Here is a 16,566-nt window from a genome sequence, read left to right on the forward strand (position 1 = left end):
AGCGACCGATGGGATGCCTTCACCGCTTTCCTGGAGGATGGGCGCATCTGCCTGACCAACAATGCCGCCGAACGCGCCCTCAGAGGGATCGCATTGGGAAGAAAGTCGTGGCTTTTTGCCGGATCAGAGCGCGGCGGCGAAAGGGCGGCCTTCATGTATACCCTGATTGTCAGCTGCAAGACGAACGACATCGACCCGCAAGCCTGGATGGCAGATGTCCTGGCGCGCTTGCCAGACATCACCGTGTCACGCTTGCCTGAATTGCTCCCATGGAACTGGAAGGCCGAGCAGAAAGCTGTCAAGGCCGCGTGACCGCGTCCCTCGCCGGATGCTTACGCTTGATTGTGGACGACGTTGAATTTGACAGGCGCATGATGCGCCGGGTGATGGCAAAACATTGCCCTGAGATGCCGCTGATTGTTGCCCGCAACCTGGGTGAGGCGCGGGCGCGTCTTCGGTCGGAAAATGTATCGATCCTGTTCCTCGACAACGCCTTGCCGGACGGGATGGGCGTGGACTTTCTGACGGAAATGAAGGCGGACAAGGCCCTCAGCCAAGTGCCGGTGATCATCGTCAGCGATTTTCCTTCACCGTTCATGTACGCCAAGGCACAGGCCGCAAAGGTCTGTGAGGTCTGGTCAAAACGTGAATTTGTCGGCGCCGCTGTACGGCGCGTCATGCAGAAACATGTGCAGATCCACTGATCGCACAAGCTTCGCCTTGCAACCGGCTGTATCTGCGACATTTATCCGGTCAAGCAGTGATCTTCGTTGGCCAGACGCCATGCGTTCCACGCCTCTGGCGTGTCCAGATCGGTCAAGGCGCGTCGACCGGACAAGGTAACCTGACGCACGCGATGCGCATTCATCCTTAGAATTTCCCGCGCGCCTTGGTCTCCGGTCAGGGTTTGCAAAGCCATGAAACAATCCTCGGGGAAAAGTACCGGGTGGCCCGGTGTGCCATCCTCGGACGTCGCCTGGTGCAACATCGGGAAGGGGCTGGATTGAAAGCTCTGGATAAGTTTCTGAATATCCTCGGTTTCTATCTCCGGCATGTCCGCAGGAAGGATGACAACCGCTTTGATGTTCCGCGGGAGGAAACCCACGCCGCGGCGAATGGATGCGGACATGCCCAGATCTGAATCCGGCACCTCGATTACCTGCACCGGCAGCCCTTGCAGGGTCTTGGCGCGCGGGTGATCCCAGCCAGGCAGGGTGACAGCCACATGGGCGCCCGTGGCCTGCGCGCGCAAAGCCTGCCGCCGCAAGAGCGGCAGGCCGTCGATGTTTTCGGTCAATTTGTCCAGACCGCGCATTCGTGACGACGCGCCTGCGGCGGGGATGAGAATCGCAATATTCAGCATGAACCAGACACTACCACAGGTAGCGCAAGATTGTGGCGCATGTTGTGTCACATCCGCAACTTTTTGTGTCGCGGGCCTTCGGGATCGCTATATGCTGCGGTGCCGCACTGCGCACGCGGCATTCACCCACGCATCCGCGCGCCATCCTTGTCAAACAGCGGTTCGGCGATCAGTCGGGCGGGCCGCATCTGACCGAGGATCTCAATCTCGACGTGCAGTCCTTGGGCGGCTTTTTCCCGTGGTATCAGTGCGATAGCTATCGATTTTTGCGCAAAGTGGGAAAACCCGCCTGAGGTGCAGAACCCCTGAACCTCGCCGTCGATCCAGACCGGTTCAAAGGCGTTGACGTCCGCGTCCAACGCATCCACCTCAAAGGCCACAGACATCCGTTGCGGCGGTGCAGCGCGCTCTGCCTCGGCTGCGGCACGCCCGATGAAATCGCCTTTTGTCCACATGATGAAGCGGTCCAGCCCGGTCTCTGCGCATGTGTAGTCCGGTGAGTACTCACGGCCCCAGGACCCAAAGACCTTGTCCAGTCGCAACGACATCATCGCCCGCATCCCGAAAGGTTGCATGCCAAACGGTACCCCCGCCGCCCAAAGTGTTGACCACAGTTGTCGTTGGGCCATCGGATCGCAGTAGATCTCAAACCCAAGGTCGCCGGTGTAAGAGACGCGCTGCACCAGGCAATCGGTCATGCCAACCACCATGCGCCGCGCATCCATGAACCGCATGTCGGACAGGTCAGAACGCGTGCAGGCCTGCAGGATGTCGCGTGCACGCGGGCCGGCGATCTGGAAGCCGTTCAGTTTATCACTGATATTTTCGATGCTTACGCCATCTTCTTGATGTTGCAGGAACCAGCGCAAGTGATAGGCCTGTGCGCCGTAAGAGGCGGTCAGCTGGAACTCGGTGTCTGCCAGACAACTGACAGTGAAATCCCCGATGATACGTCCTGCGGGCGACAGCATCGGCGTCAGGGCAAGGCGACCAACCTTGGGGATTCGCCCGGCCATGATCCGATCCAGCCAGGCGCGGGCATTCGGGCCGGTCACCCGGTACTTGCCAAAATTGTGAACCTCGTTGATGCCCGCCGCCTCACGCACCGCGCGGACCTCACGCGCCGTGGCCTCCCAGGCATTGGAGCGGCGGAAAGAGGGCGTTTCGTAGCGCGGCTCATCGCTGGTCGCAAAGTAGTTCACCACCTCAAGCCCGTATTGCGCGCCCCAGACCGCACCCATGCTGTCAAAGATGTCGTACATCGGCGTGGTGCGATTGGGCCGGGCCGCGGGCAGTTCCTCGTTCGGATATGAGACAGAAAAACGTTTCTGATAGTTTTCAATGACTTTCGGCAGGGTGTAGCCGGACGATATCCAGTCGCCAAAGCGCGCCACGTCCATCGCGCCGGTGTCGCGTTCACACTCGCCCTCAACCATCCATTGCGCCAGCATCAGACCGACGCCGCCGCCTTGGCTGAACCCGGCCATGACACCGCAGGCGGACCAATAGCCACGCAAGCCGGGGATCGGGCCGACCAGCGGGTTGCCATCGGGCGCAAAGGTAAACGGCCCGTGGATTACCGATTTTACCCCGGCACGTTCCAGAACGGGGAATCTTTTATATGCGAATTCAATGCTTTGCTCGATCTTGTCAAAGTCATTCGGCAAGAGTTCATGGCCAAACTCCCAAGGCGTGCCATCGACCGCCCAGGGGCGGCAAGGTTGTTCGTAGAAACCAATGCACAGCCCGCGCCCCTCTTGCCGCAGATAGCTTTCGCCGGCCGGATCCATGACATGCGGGTGTTCGCTGTCGCGCTCAAAGATCTCGGGGGTTTCCTCGGTCACCAGATACTGGTGTTCCATCGGGTGCAACGGCAGGTAGACACCCGCCAGCGCGCCGACCTCACGCGCCCAAAGACCGGCGGCATTGACCACATGTTCGGTGTGGATCGTGCCCTTGTCTGTCACCACATCCCAGGTGCCATCTGGCCGAAGAGTGGTTTCCAACACTTTGGTATGCAGACAAATTTTCGCACCGCCCATGCGCGCGGCCTTGGCATAGGCATGGGTCGTGCCCGAGGGATCAAGGTGCCCGTCGAGAGGGTCATACAGCCCGCCAAGAATGCCTTGGGTGTTCACGATCGGTGCAATCTGGGCGATTTCCTCTGGGGTGACGATCGCCGTTTCCAGCCCCATGTAGCGATGCTTGGCGCGTTCCGCCAACAGCATGTCAAAACGGTCCTTGTTGTCAGCCAATGTCACGCCGCCGACGTGGTGCAACCCGCAGGACATGCCGGTCAATTCTTCCAGTTCGCGGTACAGCCGGATGGTATAGCCTTGCAGCGCGGCCATGTTGGTGTCGCCGTTCAGGGTGTGAAACCCTCCCGCTGCGTGCCAGGTCGATCCAGAGGTCAGTTCGGACCGTTCCAGCAGCATGACATCGGACCACCCCAGTTTGGTCAGATGATACAGTACAGAGCAGCCGACAACGCCGCCCCCGATGACAACAACGCGCGTGGTGGTTTTCATGACCGTCTCCCGGAGTCTGCTTGCCCTAGCGGTGGCAGGGCGTGCCGCCGCGCGCAAGACCGTCCGCGACGGGTGATGTCGAAAACGGACGCTGGAGGGGTCAGCCCTGCGCCCAGCCCGCCAATTCTGCGGCGCGCGCCCGAATCCACAACAGATCGAACCCGGCGAGGATCCGGTAGCCCTGTGCAAAGGCGGCGTCGGCCTGCGCCTTGGTCATTGCAATGGTCCCCAGCGGCACACTTGCCGCTGCGGCAGCCGTTTCTATGCGTGTGACGGCTGCCTTGTAGTCGGGATGGTTGAATTGGCCCGATATTCCCAGTGCCGTCGACAGGTCGAACCCGGCGACAATCAGAACGTCCAGCCCGTCCACAGCGCAGATGGTCTCGATATTGTCGACCGCTTCGACGGTTTCGATCAGCGGCATGCAAACCATTTGGGGGGCCACGTCGCGCGCATAGCCGGGTATGTCCGTCGCCCAACGCGACTGCGCGATAAAGGGGCCGAACCCACGGGTGCCATCGGGGGGATAACGCAGCGATCTGACCGCCCATTCGGCGTCCTGCACGTCGCGGATCAGCGGAAAGCAGATGCCCTCTGCGCCCAGATCCAGCGCCCGTTTCACATGGGCATCGGTGTTTTCGGGGATGCGGACGATGGGCGCGCAGTCGGTTCCGGCAGTGGCCGCGATCATCGCGTGGGCCGATCCATAATCGACCGCCCCGTGTTCCAGATCGATCAGCACGCAATCCACGCCGGACGCCGCGATGGCTTGTGGCACCGTGGCCGAGGGGATCGTGCAGACGACCGAGGTCAACCGGCGCGCGGGGTCTTGCAGTTTGGCCTTGAGGCTGGGCATCGGGCGTGTCCTCTTGTTGCGTGGGTGCCGCAGGCTAAGGCAGTTCCGCCATTGAACCAATGCCTTTGGTGCCTTGTGCAGCCGCGACGCCGGATGTCGGATTCCGGCAACAAAGCCGCACGGCGGCGTCGCATCGTTCGGGCACAAGGCATCCAAGGGAGATTTGTCATGCGCAGCCATGCTCAGGCCGTCGTCATCGGGGGCGGCGTCATCGGGTGTTCGATCCTGTATCACCTGACCAAGCTGGGCTGGACAGACTGTGTCCTGCTGGAGCGGGATGAGCTGACATCAGGGTCCACCTGGCACGCGGCGGCGAACATTCACGGGCTGCACGACAGCACCAATATCTCGCGTCTTCAGCACTATACCATGACCCTGTACAAGGATCTGGAGGCCGAGACCGGGCAAAGCTGCGGGGTGTTCCAGGCTGGATCCTTGTATCTTGCGCAGACCGAGGCGCGCGAACACCAGCTGCGCCTTCAGGCGGCCAAGGCCAGGCTCTACGGGATGAATTTCCACGAGGTCAGCGTGGATGAGGCAGAGCGCCTGCATCCGCTGGTCGATTTCACCGGCATCCGCTGCATCATGTTCGAACCCGATGGCGGCAACGTCGATCCCTCTGGCGTGACGGCGGCCTATGCGGCGGGGGCGCGGCAGCGGGGGGCCGAGATCCACCGCTTTACCCCCGTGACGGCGACGGAACCGCAACCGGACAGCACATGGATCGTGCGCACGCCGAAGGGTGATATTCACACGCCTTGGGTGATCAACGCCGCCGGTCTCTGGGGGCGAGAGGTGGCGGCCTTGGCCGGGCTGAAGCTGCCGCTGCAACCGACCGAGCATCAGTATTTCGTGACCGAGACCATCGCGGAAATCGCCGCGATGGACCGGCGGTTGCCCTCGGTCGCGGACCGCGACGGCGAATACTACCTGCGGCAAGAGGGCAAGGGCCTGCTGATCGGCGCCTATGAGCGGGACGTGCGGCTGTGGGCCGAAGAGGGCACGCCACTGGACTTTGCGCATGAGTTGTTTGCAGACGATCTTGACCGGATCGAGGACAACATGATGCGCGCCATTGACCGGGTGCCGTTGGTCGGGTCGGCGGGGATCAAACGGGTGATTAACGGGCCGATGATCTGGTCGCCGGATGCCAATGTGTTGTTGGGGCCGGTGCCGGAACTGACGGGCTATTTCTGCTGCAACGGGATCATCCCGGGGTTCTCGCAATCCGGCGGCATGGGTCTGATGGCGGCGCAGTGGATCGTCGAGGGAGAGATGCAGTACGACATGTTCCCTTGGGACATGGCACGCTTTGGCGACTGGGCGGATGCGGCGTTCACCAAGGCGCGGGTCAAGAACCAGTACGCCCACCGCTTCGCGATCCATTTCCCCGGCGAGGAACGCGAGGCCGGGCGCCCCGTCCGGACGCGCCCGGTGTATGAGACACAACAGGAGATGGGCGCAAAGTTCGGCCTGAACTACGGCTGGGAACACCCAGCCTATTTCGACGCGGATCAGCCCGATACGCCAGGGTTTACTCGGCAGGGCTGGTGGGCAAGCGTGGGCCGTGAGGCGCGCGCCCTACGCGAGACCGGCGGCATCATCGATATATCGAACTTTGCCAAATACCGCGTGACCGGGGCGGGGGCCGAGGACTGGCTGAACGCTGTCTTCGCCAACCGCATGCCGCGCAAGGTGGGCCGGTCCTGCCTGACTCCGCTGATTGGCAAGCGCGGTGGCATCGCGGGCGATTTCACCGTCACGCGGCTGGGAGATCAGGAGTTCTGGGTGATCGGCTCTGGCATGGCCGAACGCTATCATCTGCGCTTTTTCCGCGAGGTTCCCTTGCCCGAGGGGACCGAGTTCACCTCGATGACAGAGGCGATGTGCGGCTTCAACGTGGCCGGACCGCGGGCGCGCGAGATGCTGGGGCGGCTGACCAACGCGTCGCTTGCGACCGTGGATTTCCCCTTTATGGCGTCGCGCTGGATTGACATGGCCGGTGTGCAGGTGCTGGCGTTGCGGGTGTCGTTCACCGGCGATCTGGGGTGGGAGTTGCACTGCGCGACAAAGGATCAGGCGCGGCTGTATCAGGCGTTATTGGAAGAAGGGCGGGGCATGGAGATCGGCCCGGTGGGCAGCCGCGCCCTGATGAGCCTGCGCATCGAAAAGGGCTATGGCTCGTGGAGCCGTGAATATTCACCGGAATACTGGCCGCAAGAGGTCGGGCTGGCGCGGTTGTGCAAGCTCGACAAGGATTTCCTGAACAAAGCGGCGCTGCAGGACGTGATCGACAAACCGGCACGCGAGACGCTGGTGATTCTGGCGCTGGACGAGGATGTGGTCAGCGCCTCCAACGCCGACGCCAGCGGCGGAGAGCCGATTTTCCGCGACGGGCAGGGCGTCGGGCGTGTCACCTCCGGCGGCTATGGGTATTCGGTGGGCCGCAGCCTTGCGCTTGGCTACGTCAAGGCGGGTTTGGCGGGGCCGGGAGACCGGGTCGAGGTCATGGTGCTGGGCAAACCCCACGGAGCGGTGATCCTCGCGGAGCCGCCGTTTGACCCCGAGGGCAAACGCCTGCGCGCCTGAGCCGTGCGCTACTGCATCCCCGGCCATCCGATTCTGTGGCGCAAGTCCGCGCATTTGTCGGTGCAGTCGGCGCTGCACCGGCGGGCACGCCCGTCGTGGGTGATGTAATCGCATTGCCCCACCGTGCCGTCGGGTTCGCAGAACACCACCATCTCTGTCCCGTCGTCGCCGAACAGCCGGTATTCGCGGATCGCGCTGGCCGAGTGATAGGTGCATTTCGAACCGCTCTGCCGCGCTGCATGGACGTTGTGGATGTGGTCCAGATGATGCCCGCCGTCGAGCGTGAAATAGGCCGAGACGCCGGTCTCCTTGCCGTCCTTAAACTGGATGCGGGATTTGATCGGCCCCGGGGCCGTGCCGCCCGCCGGATCGGCGAAATAGGCGCAGGCGACATATGTGGCGTCGTCCCCCGGCGGGATACGGAAACTCAGGGCCTGCCCGGTCGGGTCGGGGTTGCGGGCGGGGCATGAGCCCGCCGGACCGGGGGCGGTCGCGCCACCGTCCAACCGCTGATCCAGCGCAGCGATCTGGTCGTTCAGCAGCGTTATGTAGTCGCCGATCCGGTCGCGCATCTCTTGCGATTGCCGCAGGATGCCGCGCACGATGGTCGCGATCTGCACGCGGAATTCCGGGCTGTTGAAATCGCCCGCCGCGCCGGCCTCGAAGATGGCCAGAGTGACCTCAACATTCAGGTCCTTTCTGATCAGAACCCGGGGCGGTCCACCGTCCAGATTTGGCAACAGGTAGGTGTCCGCATCTTTCAGCATCGCCGCATAGCGGTCCCGCTCGGCCTGTATCTTGTCGCGTTGCAGACGCAACGCCACGTCCCGCGCCGCGCGGCTGGCCGCCTGATCCTTGCGCGCGGTTTCCAGTCCGCGATAAAGCCGGTCACGGGTCTGCCGCAGGTCCGTCAGATCCTTGACCAGACCCACCCGCCGCTGTTCGCGCGTGTCGTAATAGGCAAACAGCGTCTTGATCGTGGTGCAGGGCGGCGCGCAATCGTCGACCTGTCCGCCGTCCAGCCCCGACAGGCGGGCGCGTTCGGCCAAGAGCGCGCGCATGTCGTCGTTCAGCCTTTGCGAATTCTGGTTGAAAGCCCCCATGCGTTTCAGCGCCTCCACCTCGGCCCGCAAAGCGCCGATCTTGCGTTCATTCTCCTGCCAAGGCTGAATCCAGTCGGCCCAGATGCGAAGTTGAAAAGAGTGGATGTCCTTCTTCTCCACCTCCTTTTCAAAAATCTCCGACTCGGTCTGTTTGATGTCCTGACGCAGGCGCGCGATAGTTTGTTCGATCTCCTGCGCGGTATCGGCGCTACCCGGCGCCGCCAGCAGAAGACATGTCAGCAAGGACCAGAAAAATCGGTGCGTCATGTGATGCCCTCTCATCTCAGTTCACTGGATCGGCGGGGCGGGCAAACCGGCACTCTGTGACCGGCTCCACGATCCGCAGGGTCAGGGTATCGGTGTCCCGCGAAACCAGCAGCGTGACGGCGATGTCCTCAACCAGATCGACCACCGCGCCCGATCCATCGCGACGGGTCACCCGGGCCGGAAATTGGCGCGCGTAAGAGAAAAAACGGCTCGGGTCGTCTGGGTGGGCCGCGCCGGGCAGGGCCGGACCCGGTGTGGCATCGAAAAGGGTTGTGACTTGGTAGCCGTCCACCGGATCAACCCGGGTGCTTTCGGCGGTGTATCTGTCGCCGGATTGCTGAAATTCCAATTGCCGGTCATCGCAGGCCGATCCGACCCCGGTCCAGCGCCCGGCCAGCGCGGAGGGCGGAAAGGGTGCGACGGGGGGCAGCGCGTCGACTGTCGTCTCAACCGCCGCTTCGGGGGACGCGGTCAGGCCGCGCATCGGCAGGTCTGGCGCGGTCGCCTCGGGTGGCGCACCGCCCTTCAGCAATTCGTTGATGTCAAACCCCTGCGCCAGTCGAAGGGGCGGGGGATCGGTCTGTGTCCGGGCATGACCTGCCCCGCCAAGCGCGATACACGCCGCAAGACCCAAGGTGCACAATCCTCTCATGGCGGCTTTCACCCTCTCTTGGCCCGACGGTTGTCTGATGTCGGAATGGTCATCAGGCTAGCAGGGCACAGCGCGGCGGCATTGAGAGAGATCAACCGCACGCGAAGGAATACAGGCGCAGATCACGCTGTACCGTCTTGCGCCGGAGGCAAGTGCATTGATGGGTCTTTGATTTCTCCACGCGCCGCAGGCGGCCGCGTGCAGTTCCGGGGCGTCAGCCGACCTCGGGTGCCAGCGGGCGCACCTTGAGCCGGGTGATCCGGTTGTGTTCGCGCGCCATGACCTCGAACCGGAAGCCGTGAAAGCTGAACACTTGTCCCATGGTCGGGATCATTTGCGCCTCATGGATCACAAGGCCCGCAACGGTGTTGGCCTCATCGTCAGGCAAGTTCCAGTCCGTTGCCCGGTTGAAATCGCGGATCGTCATCTGGCCGTCGATCCAATAGTGGCCATCCTCGGCCTTGCTGATCGGGTGATCCGCGTCCGGGTCGAATTCATCGGTGATCTCTCCGACGATTTCCTCAAGGATGTCCTCCAGCGTGATCAGCCCCTGCAAGGCGCCGTATTCATCGACCACCAGCGCAAAATGCGTCCGCCTGCGCAGGAACTGGCGCATCTGTTCGTCCAGAGAGGTGGTGTCGGGCACGAAATAGGGTTTCATCGCCACATCCGTCACCTTGAAATCGGCAAGGGCGCCCGCCATCGTCTGATCCTCATCCACCAGCCGGTACATGGCGCGCAGCAAGTCTTTGGCGTGTATCACACCAAGGATGTTCTCGGGATCGTCGCGGAAGACGGGCAGGCGGGTGTGGCTGCTTTCAAGGCATTGTTGCAGGACCTCCTGCGGGCGTGCATTGGCGTCCAGCATCTCGATCTTGGAGCGGTGCAGCATGATCTCTTCGACCGTCCGGTCGCTAAGATCAAGCGCGCCAAGGATGCGGTCGCGGTCTTCCTTTTCGACGACACCTTCGGAATGGCCCAGATGCAAGGCCCCGGCGATTTCCTCCCGCACCGCGAGAATATGGTCGTCCGGGTCGGTCTTGACGCCGACAATGCGCAAAAGCGCACGCACCAGCACGCGCACCGCCGAGACCATCGGCGCAAACAGCCAGATCACCCCCGCAATTGGCGCGGACACGCGCGCGGCGGCGGTTTCGGGGTTGGTGATGGCGTAGGTTTTCGGCAGCACCTCGGCAAAGATCAGCACCACAAGGGTCATGACAGCGGTGGCATAGACCACGCCGCTTTCGCCCAGAGCCTGGGTAAAGATCATCGTGGCCAGTGCGGTGGCCAGGATATTCACCAGGTTGTTGCCCAGCAGGACAGAGCCGATCAGGCGTTCATTGTCCTCGGTGATGGTCAGCGCCCTTTCGGCGCCAGTCGATCCCTTGTCGGCGGCTGCGCGCAATTTGCCACGCGATGCGGCGGTGAGCGCGGTTTCAGAGCCCGAGAAAAAGGCCGAGAGCATGATCAGGCCGATGATCGAGGCGGCAGTGATCCAGAAGGCGGCGTCAAGGGTTTCTGGCGTGGCATCCATGGGGGCGGTCCTTTGGGTTTGCCTGGTTATGGGGGGGCTGGAGAGCGCATTCAAGGGGGGCGTTTCGAGGAGGGGCGGTGATCGGCGCGCGTCACGGCCTGCGGCCGCAACATTGCCCCGCACACCGTCCCCGGCCGCAAGGCTCAGGCATCTTTGGCAAGGGGATGGTGTTCGAGAACCAGATCGCGCAGCCGTTCTTCGAGCACATGGGTATAGATTTCCGTCGTGGCAACATCGGCGTGGCCAAGCAGGGTCTGGATCGCGCGCAGATCGGCCCCGTTTGCCAGCAGGTGTGTGGCAAAGGCGTGCCGCAGGGTGTGTGGCGTGACCTTGTCCGGTGAAACGCCGGCCTCAACCGCGAACTCCTTGATCAGCATGTAAAAGGCATGTCGGGTCAGATGCCCGGCCTTGCCGCGTGACGGAAAGAGGTGCGGTGAGTGTGGCTTGCCTTCGGCGTGCGCGGTGTCGTCCTGCGAGTTGCGGGTTTGCAACCAAAGCGCCAAAGCTTCGCGCGCGGGGGGCGATAGCGGCACCATGCGTTCCTTGCCGCCCTTGCCCCGGATCAGCAGCATACGCGGATCGCCACGCGCGGCGGCGACGGGCAAGGAGACCAGTTCCGTGACCCGCATCCCGGTGGCGTAGAGCAATTGCATCAGGCAGGCGTTGCGGGTGCGGTCGCTCTCGGTCCGGCCATGCGCCTCGGCAGCGGTCAGCAGGCGGTCGACCTCCTGTACTGACAGCGTCTTGGGCAGGCGTTTGTCGCGGCCCGGTCCGGCGATCTGCAAGGCGGGGTTGTCGGTGCGCAGACCCTCTTCAAAGGCAAATCGAAAGAGTTGTTTCAACGACGACAGCCGCCGCGCGCGGGTGGCCCGCGACAGGCCCTGTTTGTCACAATGGACAAGGTAGGCCTCTATTGTGTCTTCGGCGGCGTTGTCAAAATCCTTGCCATTGTCGTGCAACCAGTCCCGCGCGTGGGCCAGATCGCGGTCGTAGGCGGCCAGTGTGTTGGCCGCCGCCCCGCGTTCAGCCGCCAACGCCTCAAGGAAAAGCGGAACCCAGCGGGCCGGGGTCACCGCCGCGCCCTTTCGGCGTCAAGGATCATCAGTTCCAGCGCCGCGCGCCGGGCCAGATCCTCCAGCCCGAGGCTGCGAAAGCTGGCGATGGCGTCGGTCAGATCCTGCCCGTTGCCGGCGGACCCGGAAGCAAACAGAACCATCGACCGCAAGATCACTTCTCCCAGCCGTCCATCGGCCAGTTGATCCCGCAGGACCGGCGGCATCGGGGCACCGGAAAACCCGTCGGCAACCGCCTGGGCGTGGGGCAGATCGGCCAGGTTGGCGGGGGCCTGGCCCTGCGCGATGGCGGACAGGAACCGTGTTTCCGCGCTGTCGTCCGTCAGACCCAGTGCAAGGCTTTCATAGGACGGCGACAGAAAGCCGATGCGCCGGGCGATCCCGGCGGCGCGGCCTTCCAGCTTTAGCCGGGCCAGACGTTCACCGTACAGCTCGGCGAATGGCACCAGCAAACGGCCCGACGCCATCTGCGGCCAGACCTGTTGCAGCTCCTGCGCCACCGTGTCCGGGGCACCGCGCCCCAGCGCGCGCTCAAAGTTTTGTAGCGCGTCGACCCGGTCCCAGACACCGCCCGAGGCAGCGGGCTGGCGCAGTGTGTAGATGCCCAGCAGACGGTTGGCCGGAAGGCTGCCCGCGCGGGCCAGTCTTTCGGCGGCCTGGATCTGGGCCCGCCAGCCGTTGTCGCCGGACAGGTCCAGAACCGCGTAGTGCAGCGGCAAAGGTGCGGTGGGCAGCGGTTCGCCAAGCGCCTCGAAAAGTCGAAATTCCAGCGGTGTGGGGCGAACAGGCGGCAAAAGCGGGTCACCGCTGCCGGCCTCCGGGTCCAGAAACCGGGTCAGCAGTTCGGCGCGGCGGCCGGTTATGTCGCCCAATGTCTGGGCGCTGTGCAGGACCAGCGCGGCGCGGCGCCAATCGCCGTTGCGGGCGGCGCAAAAGATCCGCAGGCTGAGATCGTTGCTGAGCCGCGGTTGCGCGGCCAGTGCGCGGCAGACCGGCTGTGCCTGGCCCAGCAGCAATGCCAGGTCGGCCCAGATTGTGAACAGATGGGGGTCCTGAATCCCGGTGATGTCCAGCAAGGCCAGCGCCTCTTCCACCAGGCCCTGTTCTTCGAGCCAGGTCAGTCGCGCGGTCAGGTGGGCCAGATCCCGGTCACCAAGCGGCGGATCGGCCTCGGCCAGCATCATGACCCGCATCTGCGCGCGCAGGGCAGGGACCGGCAGATCCAGCGCGTGAATCAACCCCTCCAGCGTGGCCGGATCAGATCCTGACCACAGAGTTGACGGAAGGCCGGTGACGCGTGGGGCCAGCAGACCGGCGGCTCCGGGGTTGGGCGCGGACAGCGGCGCCGCCTCGACCCGGGGCGGGGTTGCGTCTTGTGCGACCGGGTTGTCCTGGGCACAAAGGCCCGTTGCCGCCGCCAAGGCAGCGCAGAGGGAAAACGCCCCGCCCGCCCGCGAAATCGCCCTTTTGAATGCCCTGCAAGGGTCAGCTGTCATTGAGTTGCACCGGCATGCGGCGTTCAAACTGTTCGGGTCCGAAATCAGCCCCCAGGATCGGGCCGATATAGGCATAGACGACCAGCGCCAGAAACCCGAGCACCAGCAGATAGAATAGCCATTTGATCAGTCGACCCATGTTGTCCTGTCCCCGCCTCGTCTTTTTTGAACTTATACCTAGCCTTTTTGTCGCGATCACGTCATTCACGCAACAGGTTAAGCGATGGGCGAAGGATGGCCGAAGGCACGGTTCACAAGGGTTTGATCCTGCACAAGACAATTGTCTTTGTGGGAATGATGGGCGCTGGAAAGACGGCAGTCGGACGGACGCTCGCGGCGCAACTGGGTGTTGTGTTTCGCGATTCGGATCATGAGATCGAAGAAGCCGCCAACATGACCATCGCCGAGATCTTTGCCCGCGATGGCGAGCCGTTTTTCAGACGCAAGGAAAGCCAGGTGATCGAACGCCTGCTGGAGGGCGAGCCCGGCGTGCTGTCGACCGGCGGCGGGGCCTTTTTGGCGGCGGGAAATCGCGAAATGATCTCTCGGATGGGGGTTTCGATCTGGTTGGATGCCAATCTGGACCTGTTGTGGGATCGCGTCCGGCACAAGGACACGCGGCCCTTGCTGCGGACACCTGATCCCAAGGGCACGCTGAGTCGTCTGTACGAGGCGCGTGTGCCGATCTACCGTCAAGCGGATGTGACCGTGCCCTCGACCCCGTCGACGACGCTGGACCAGATGGCGCGGCGGGTGTCCGCCGCGCTGCTGGAAAGCCGCCCGGATGTGTTGGAGAAACTGTGATGATCGAAACTGTGACTGTCCCGCTGCCGGGGCGCGAATATGACGTGCGCATCGGTGAGGGCTTGTTGGCGGGCGCGGGGGCAGAGATCGCGCCGCTGTTGCACCGCCCGCGTGTTGCCGTGGTCAGCGACGAAACCGTAGAGGCGGCGCATCTGGCGACACTGGAATCAGCCCTGGCGTCCGAAGGGATCGCGATGGTCGCGCTGACCCTGCCGCCGGGTGAATCCACCAAAAGCTGGCCGCAGTTCACGCGGACGGTTGAATGGCTGCTGGAGCAAAAAGTCGAGCGGCGCGATGTCGTTGTTGCCCTTGGTGGCGGCGTGATCGGCGATCTTGTGGGGTTTGCCGCCGCCGTGCTGCGGCGGGGCGTGCGTTTTGTGCAGATCCCGACCTCTCTATTGGCGCAGGTTGACAGTTCTGTGGGCGGCAAGACCGGAATCAACGCGCCGCAGGGCAAGAACCTGATCGGCGCTTTTCACCAACCCGCGTTGGTGCTCGCCGACATTGGTGTCCTGGATACGCTGACGCCGCGCGACTACCTGGCTGGCTACGGCGAGGTTGTGAAATACGGCATGCTGGGCGATGCGGCGTTTTTTGCCTGGCTGGAACAGAACGGCGCGCGTGCCGCAGGCGGCGACCGCGCCGCGCGGGCCTTTGCGGTGAAACGTTCCGTCCAGATGAAGGCCGAGATTGTGCTGCGGGATGAGACCGAACAGGGTGACCGTGCGCTTTTGAACCTTGGGCATACGTTTTGTCACGCGTTGGAGGCCGCCACCGGCTATTCCGACCGGCTTTTGCACGGTGAGGGTGTGGCAATCGGCTGTGCGCTGGCGTTTGAGCTGTCCGCCCGTCTGGGTCTGTGTGCGCAAGAAGACCCCAGCCGCGTGCGCGCCTTGTTGAAATCCAGCGGAATGCGCTGTGATCTCAAGGACATCCCCGGCGATCTTCCGGATGCCGGGACGCTGCTGGACCTGATGGGACAGGACAAGAAGGTGATCGACGGTCAGTTGCGGTTTATCCTTGCACGCGGCATCGGACAGGCTTTTGTCACCTCCGATGTCCCGTCGGATGCGGTCCTGACGCTGTTGCAAGACCAGCTCGCGGCGCGCTGATCGGGTTGGCCTGCGTCGGATACCGTCCTTATTTTCGTGACCGCAGAACCATCATCTCACCGATGTTCTCTGAAGTGACATAGCCGATCATATGACCGGTCTGATCCGTTGCCGCCACGGCGGGCGCCTGTTGCAGGGCGTCCAGTGCCTGTGCCAACGGCGCGGCAAGCGGCAGGCTCGGCACCTGGGTCATGACGTCTCCCACGGGTTGCGCGGTCTGTCCGTCGGCCATCGCATGAAACAGCGCCTGCCGGGTCAGGAAACCGGCCAGTCGCCTGTCTGCGTCGAGCACCGGAAATTCGTGCTGGGTGGTGCGGATCAGGGTCTGGGCGGCAACATGCATCGGGTCTGCGGGTGCAAGGCTCTCAAAACTGGTGATCATTGCGTCCCGCAGGTGCAATCCTTCTGCGAGATCACGGCTTTCCACATCGCGCGCCTCTGCCTGGGCGGCCATGAAGACGAAAAGCGCGATCAGCAGCAAGATCAGATTTCCCGAGGTCAAGCCAAGGAAACCAAAAAGAAACGCCACAATTTGGCCCGCCGTTGCCGCAATCCGTGTGGCGCGCACCCGGTCAGTGCGCAGCGACAACAGCGCACGCAGCACCCGTCCGCCATCCATCGGAAAGGCCGGAATCAGGTTGAACAGGGCAAGAAACAGGTTCACCGCCGCCAATCGGCCCATGAATTCCTGGGGATTTGAGGGGTCGGTCAGCGCCCCCATCTCTGTCGAGGCACCAAGCACGATCAGGACCGCCCAGATCACCACGTTGACGGCCGGACCTGCCAGCGCCACGGCGATCTCCTGTCCCGGTTTTTCAGGCATCCGCTCCAACCGGGCCATGCCGCCGATCGGCAACAAGGTGATGTCCGGCGTGCGGATGCCGTAGCGCCGCGCCATCAACGCGTGGCCGTATTCATGCGCGACCACGCAGCCAAAGAGGATCAAGACAAACAGCGTATTGTCCAGCGCCGCCGCAGGACCGCTTTCTGCCCATGCCGCTGCCGCCACCCAGGCCAGCAACAGGAAAAACGTGGCGTGCACGCGCAGTTCAGAGCCAAGGAGGTGGCCAAGGCGAAAAGTCCAAGTCATGTCGTCTCCTGTCGGGAAGCTGGGTCACCGTTGAGATAAGGTGCGTTCCCTCAGCGTGCCAGCGGGTGCGGGAATTTGCCTTGGGGTTGCGCTGAC

At 63.3% G+C, this 16,566-nt stretch carries 15 protein-coding genes; 5 read left to right on the forward strand and 10 right to left on the reverse strand.

What is annotated here, in order from left to right; all coding sequences use genetic code 11:
* Together CHB90_RS09745 and CHB90_RS09750 are read left to right on the forward strand one after the other, a co-directional pair.
* The coding region (locus tag CHB90_RS09745; protein WP_141135841.1) for an IS66 family transposase at positions 1 to 312 on the forward strand (312 nt) is incomplete at its 5' end.
* Positions 313 to 344: 32 nt separating this feature from the next.
* A complete protein-coding gene (locus tag CHB90_RS09750) occupies positions 345 to 704 on the forward strand; it encodes a response regulator (RefSeq protein ID WP_245823218.1) in 360 nt (119 codons plus the stop codon).
* 41 nt (positions 705 to 745) lie between these two features.
* On the opposite strand, the gene CHB90_RS09755 is transcribed toward CHB90_RS09750, so the two are convergent.
* The 3 genes from CHB90_RS09755 to CHB90_RS09765 form a co-directional block, all read right to left on the reverse strand.
* Entirely contained in the window at positions 746 to 1,363 is a 618-nt protein-coding gene (locus CHB90_RS09755; RefSeq protein ID WP_089277684.1) for a nucleotidyltransferase family protein, read from the reverse strand.
* Between the two features lie 122 nt (positions 1,364 to 1,485).
* A complete protein-coding gene (locus CHB90_RS09760; protein ID WP_089277685.1) occupies positions 1,486 to 3,891 on the reverse strand; it encodes a GcvT family protein in 2,406 nt (801 codons plus the stop codon).
* Positions 3,892 to 3,991: 100 nt separating this feature from the next.
* Positions 3,992 to 4,747 (reverse strand): HpcH/HpaI aldolase family protein, encoded by a 756-nt coding sequence (locus CHB90_RS09765; protein WP_170941023.1) that lies wholly within the window; start codon positions 4,745 to 4,747, stop codon positions 3,992 to 3,994.
* 168 nt (positions 4,748 to 4,915) lie between these two features.
* On the opposite strand from CHB90_RS09765, the gene CHB90_RS09770 reads away from it, so the two are divergent.
* Positions 4,916 to 7,336, forward strand: coding sequence for a GcvT family protein (locus CHB90_RS09770; RefSeq protein ID WP_089277686.1), 2,421 nt, complete (start codon positions 4,916 to 4,918; stop codon positions 7,334 to 7,336).
* An 8-nt stretch (positions 7,337 to 7,344) separates the two neighbouring features.
* Here the strand turns inward: CHB90_RS09770 and CHB90_RS09775 are convergent, their stop codons facing one another.
* From CHB90_RS09775 to CHB90_RS26525, 6 genes are all read right to left on the reverse strand, one after another.
* Positions 7,345 to 8,706, reverse strand: coding sequence for a hypothetical protein (locus tag CHB90_RS09775; protein ID WP_089277687.1), 1,362 nt, complete (start codon positions 8,704 to 8,706; stop codon positions 7,345 to 7,347).
* Between the two features lie 16 nt (positions 8,707 to 8,722).
* Positions 8,723 to 9,358 carry a hypothetical protein gene (locus CHB90_RS09780; RefSeq protein ID WP_141135842.1) on the reverse strand — a complete coding sequence of 212 codons (636 nt, stop codon included), beginning with the start codon at positions 9,356 to 9,358 and terminating at the stop codon, positions 8,723 to 8,725.
* Between the two features lie 214 nt (positions 9,359 to 9,572).
* Positions 9,573 to 10,895 (reverse strand): HlyC/CorC family transporter, encoded by a 1,323-nt coding sequence (locus CHB90_RS09785; RefSeq protein ID WP_089277689.1) that lies wholly within the window; start codon positions 10,893 to 10,895, stop codon positions 9,573 to 9,575.
* A gap of 143 nt (positions 10,896 to 11,038) precedes the next feature.
* A complete protein-coding gene (locus CHB90_RS09790) occupies positions 11,039 to 11,968 on the reverse strand; it encodes a site-specific tyrosine recombinase XerD (RefSeq protein WP_089277690.1) in 930 nt (309 codons plus the stop codon).
* Positions 11,965 to 13,464, reverse strand: a complete 1,500-nt coding sequence (locus CHB90_RS09795) for a hypothetical protein (protein ID WP_141135843.1) — start codon at positions 13,462 to 13,464, stop codon at positions 11,965 to 11,967. The genes CHB90_RS09790 and CHB90_RS09795 overlap by 4 nt, the downstream gene beginning before the upstream one ends.
* On the reverse strand, positions 13,454 to 13,603 hold the full coding sequence (locus CHB90_RS26525; RefSeq protein WP_170941024.1) for a hypothetical protein: 150 nt from the start codon (positions 13,601 to 13,603) through the stop codon (positions 13,454 to 13,456). Before CHB90_RS26525 ends, CHB90_RS09795 begins: the two co-directional genes overlap by 11 nt.
* 95 nt (positions 13,604 to 13,698) lie before the next feature.
* On the opposite strand from CHB90_RS26525, the gene CHB90_RS09800 reads away from it, so the two are divergent.
* Complete coding sequence (locus tag CHB90_RS09800) at positions 13,699 to 14,268, forward strand: shikimate kinase (protein WP_089277692.1); 570 nt, start codon at positions 13,699 to 13,701, stop codon at positions 14,266 to 14,268.
* Positions 14,268 to 15,380 carry a 3-dehydroquinate synthase gene (aroB, locus tag CHB90_RS09805; protein WP_089277693.1) on the forward strand — a complete coding sequence of 371 codons (1,113 nt, stop codon included), beginning with the start codon at positions 14,268 to 14,270 and terminating at the stop codon, positions 15,378 to 15,380. Before CHB90_RS09800 ends, aroB begins: the two co-directional genes overlap by 1 nt.
* Positions 15,381 to 15,408: 28 nt before the next feature.
* Here aroB and CHB90_RS09810 read toward each other — a convergent pair whose 3' ends face one another.
* Positions 15,409 to 16,470, reverse strand: coding sequence for a site-2 protease family protein (locus tag CHB90_RS09810; RefSeq protein ID WP_089277694.1), 1,062 nt, complete (start codon positions 16,468 to 16,470; stop codon positions 15,409 to 15,411).
* Positions 16,471 to 16,566: the final 96 nt, after the last annotated feature.

It is taken from the genome of Antarctobacter heliothermus, from assembly GCF_900188425.1.
Taxonomy (GTDB): domain Bacteria; phylum Pseudomonadota; class Alphaproteobacteria; order Rhodobacterales; family Rhodobacteraceae; genus Antarctobacter; species Antarctobacter heliothermus.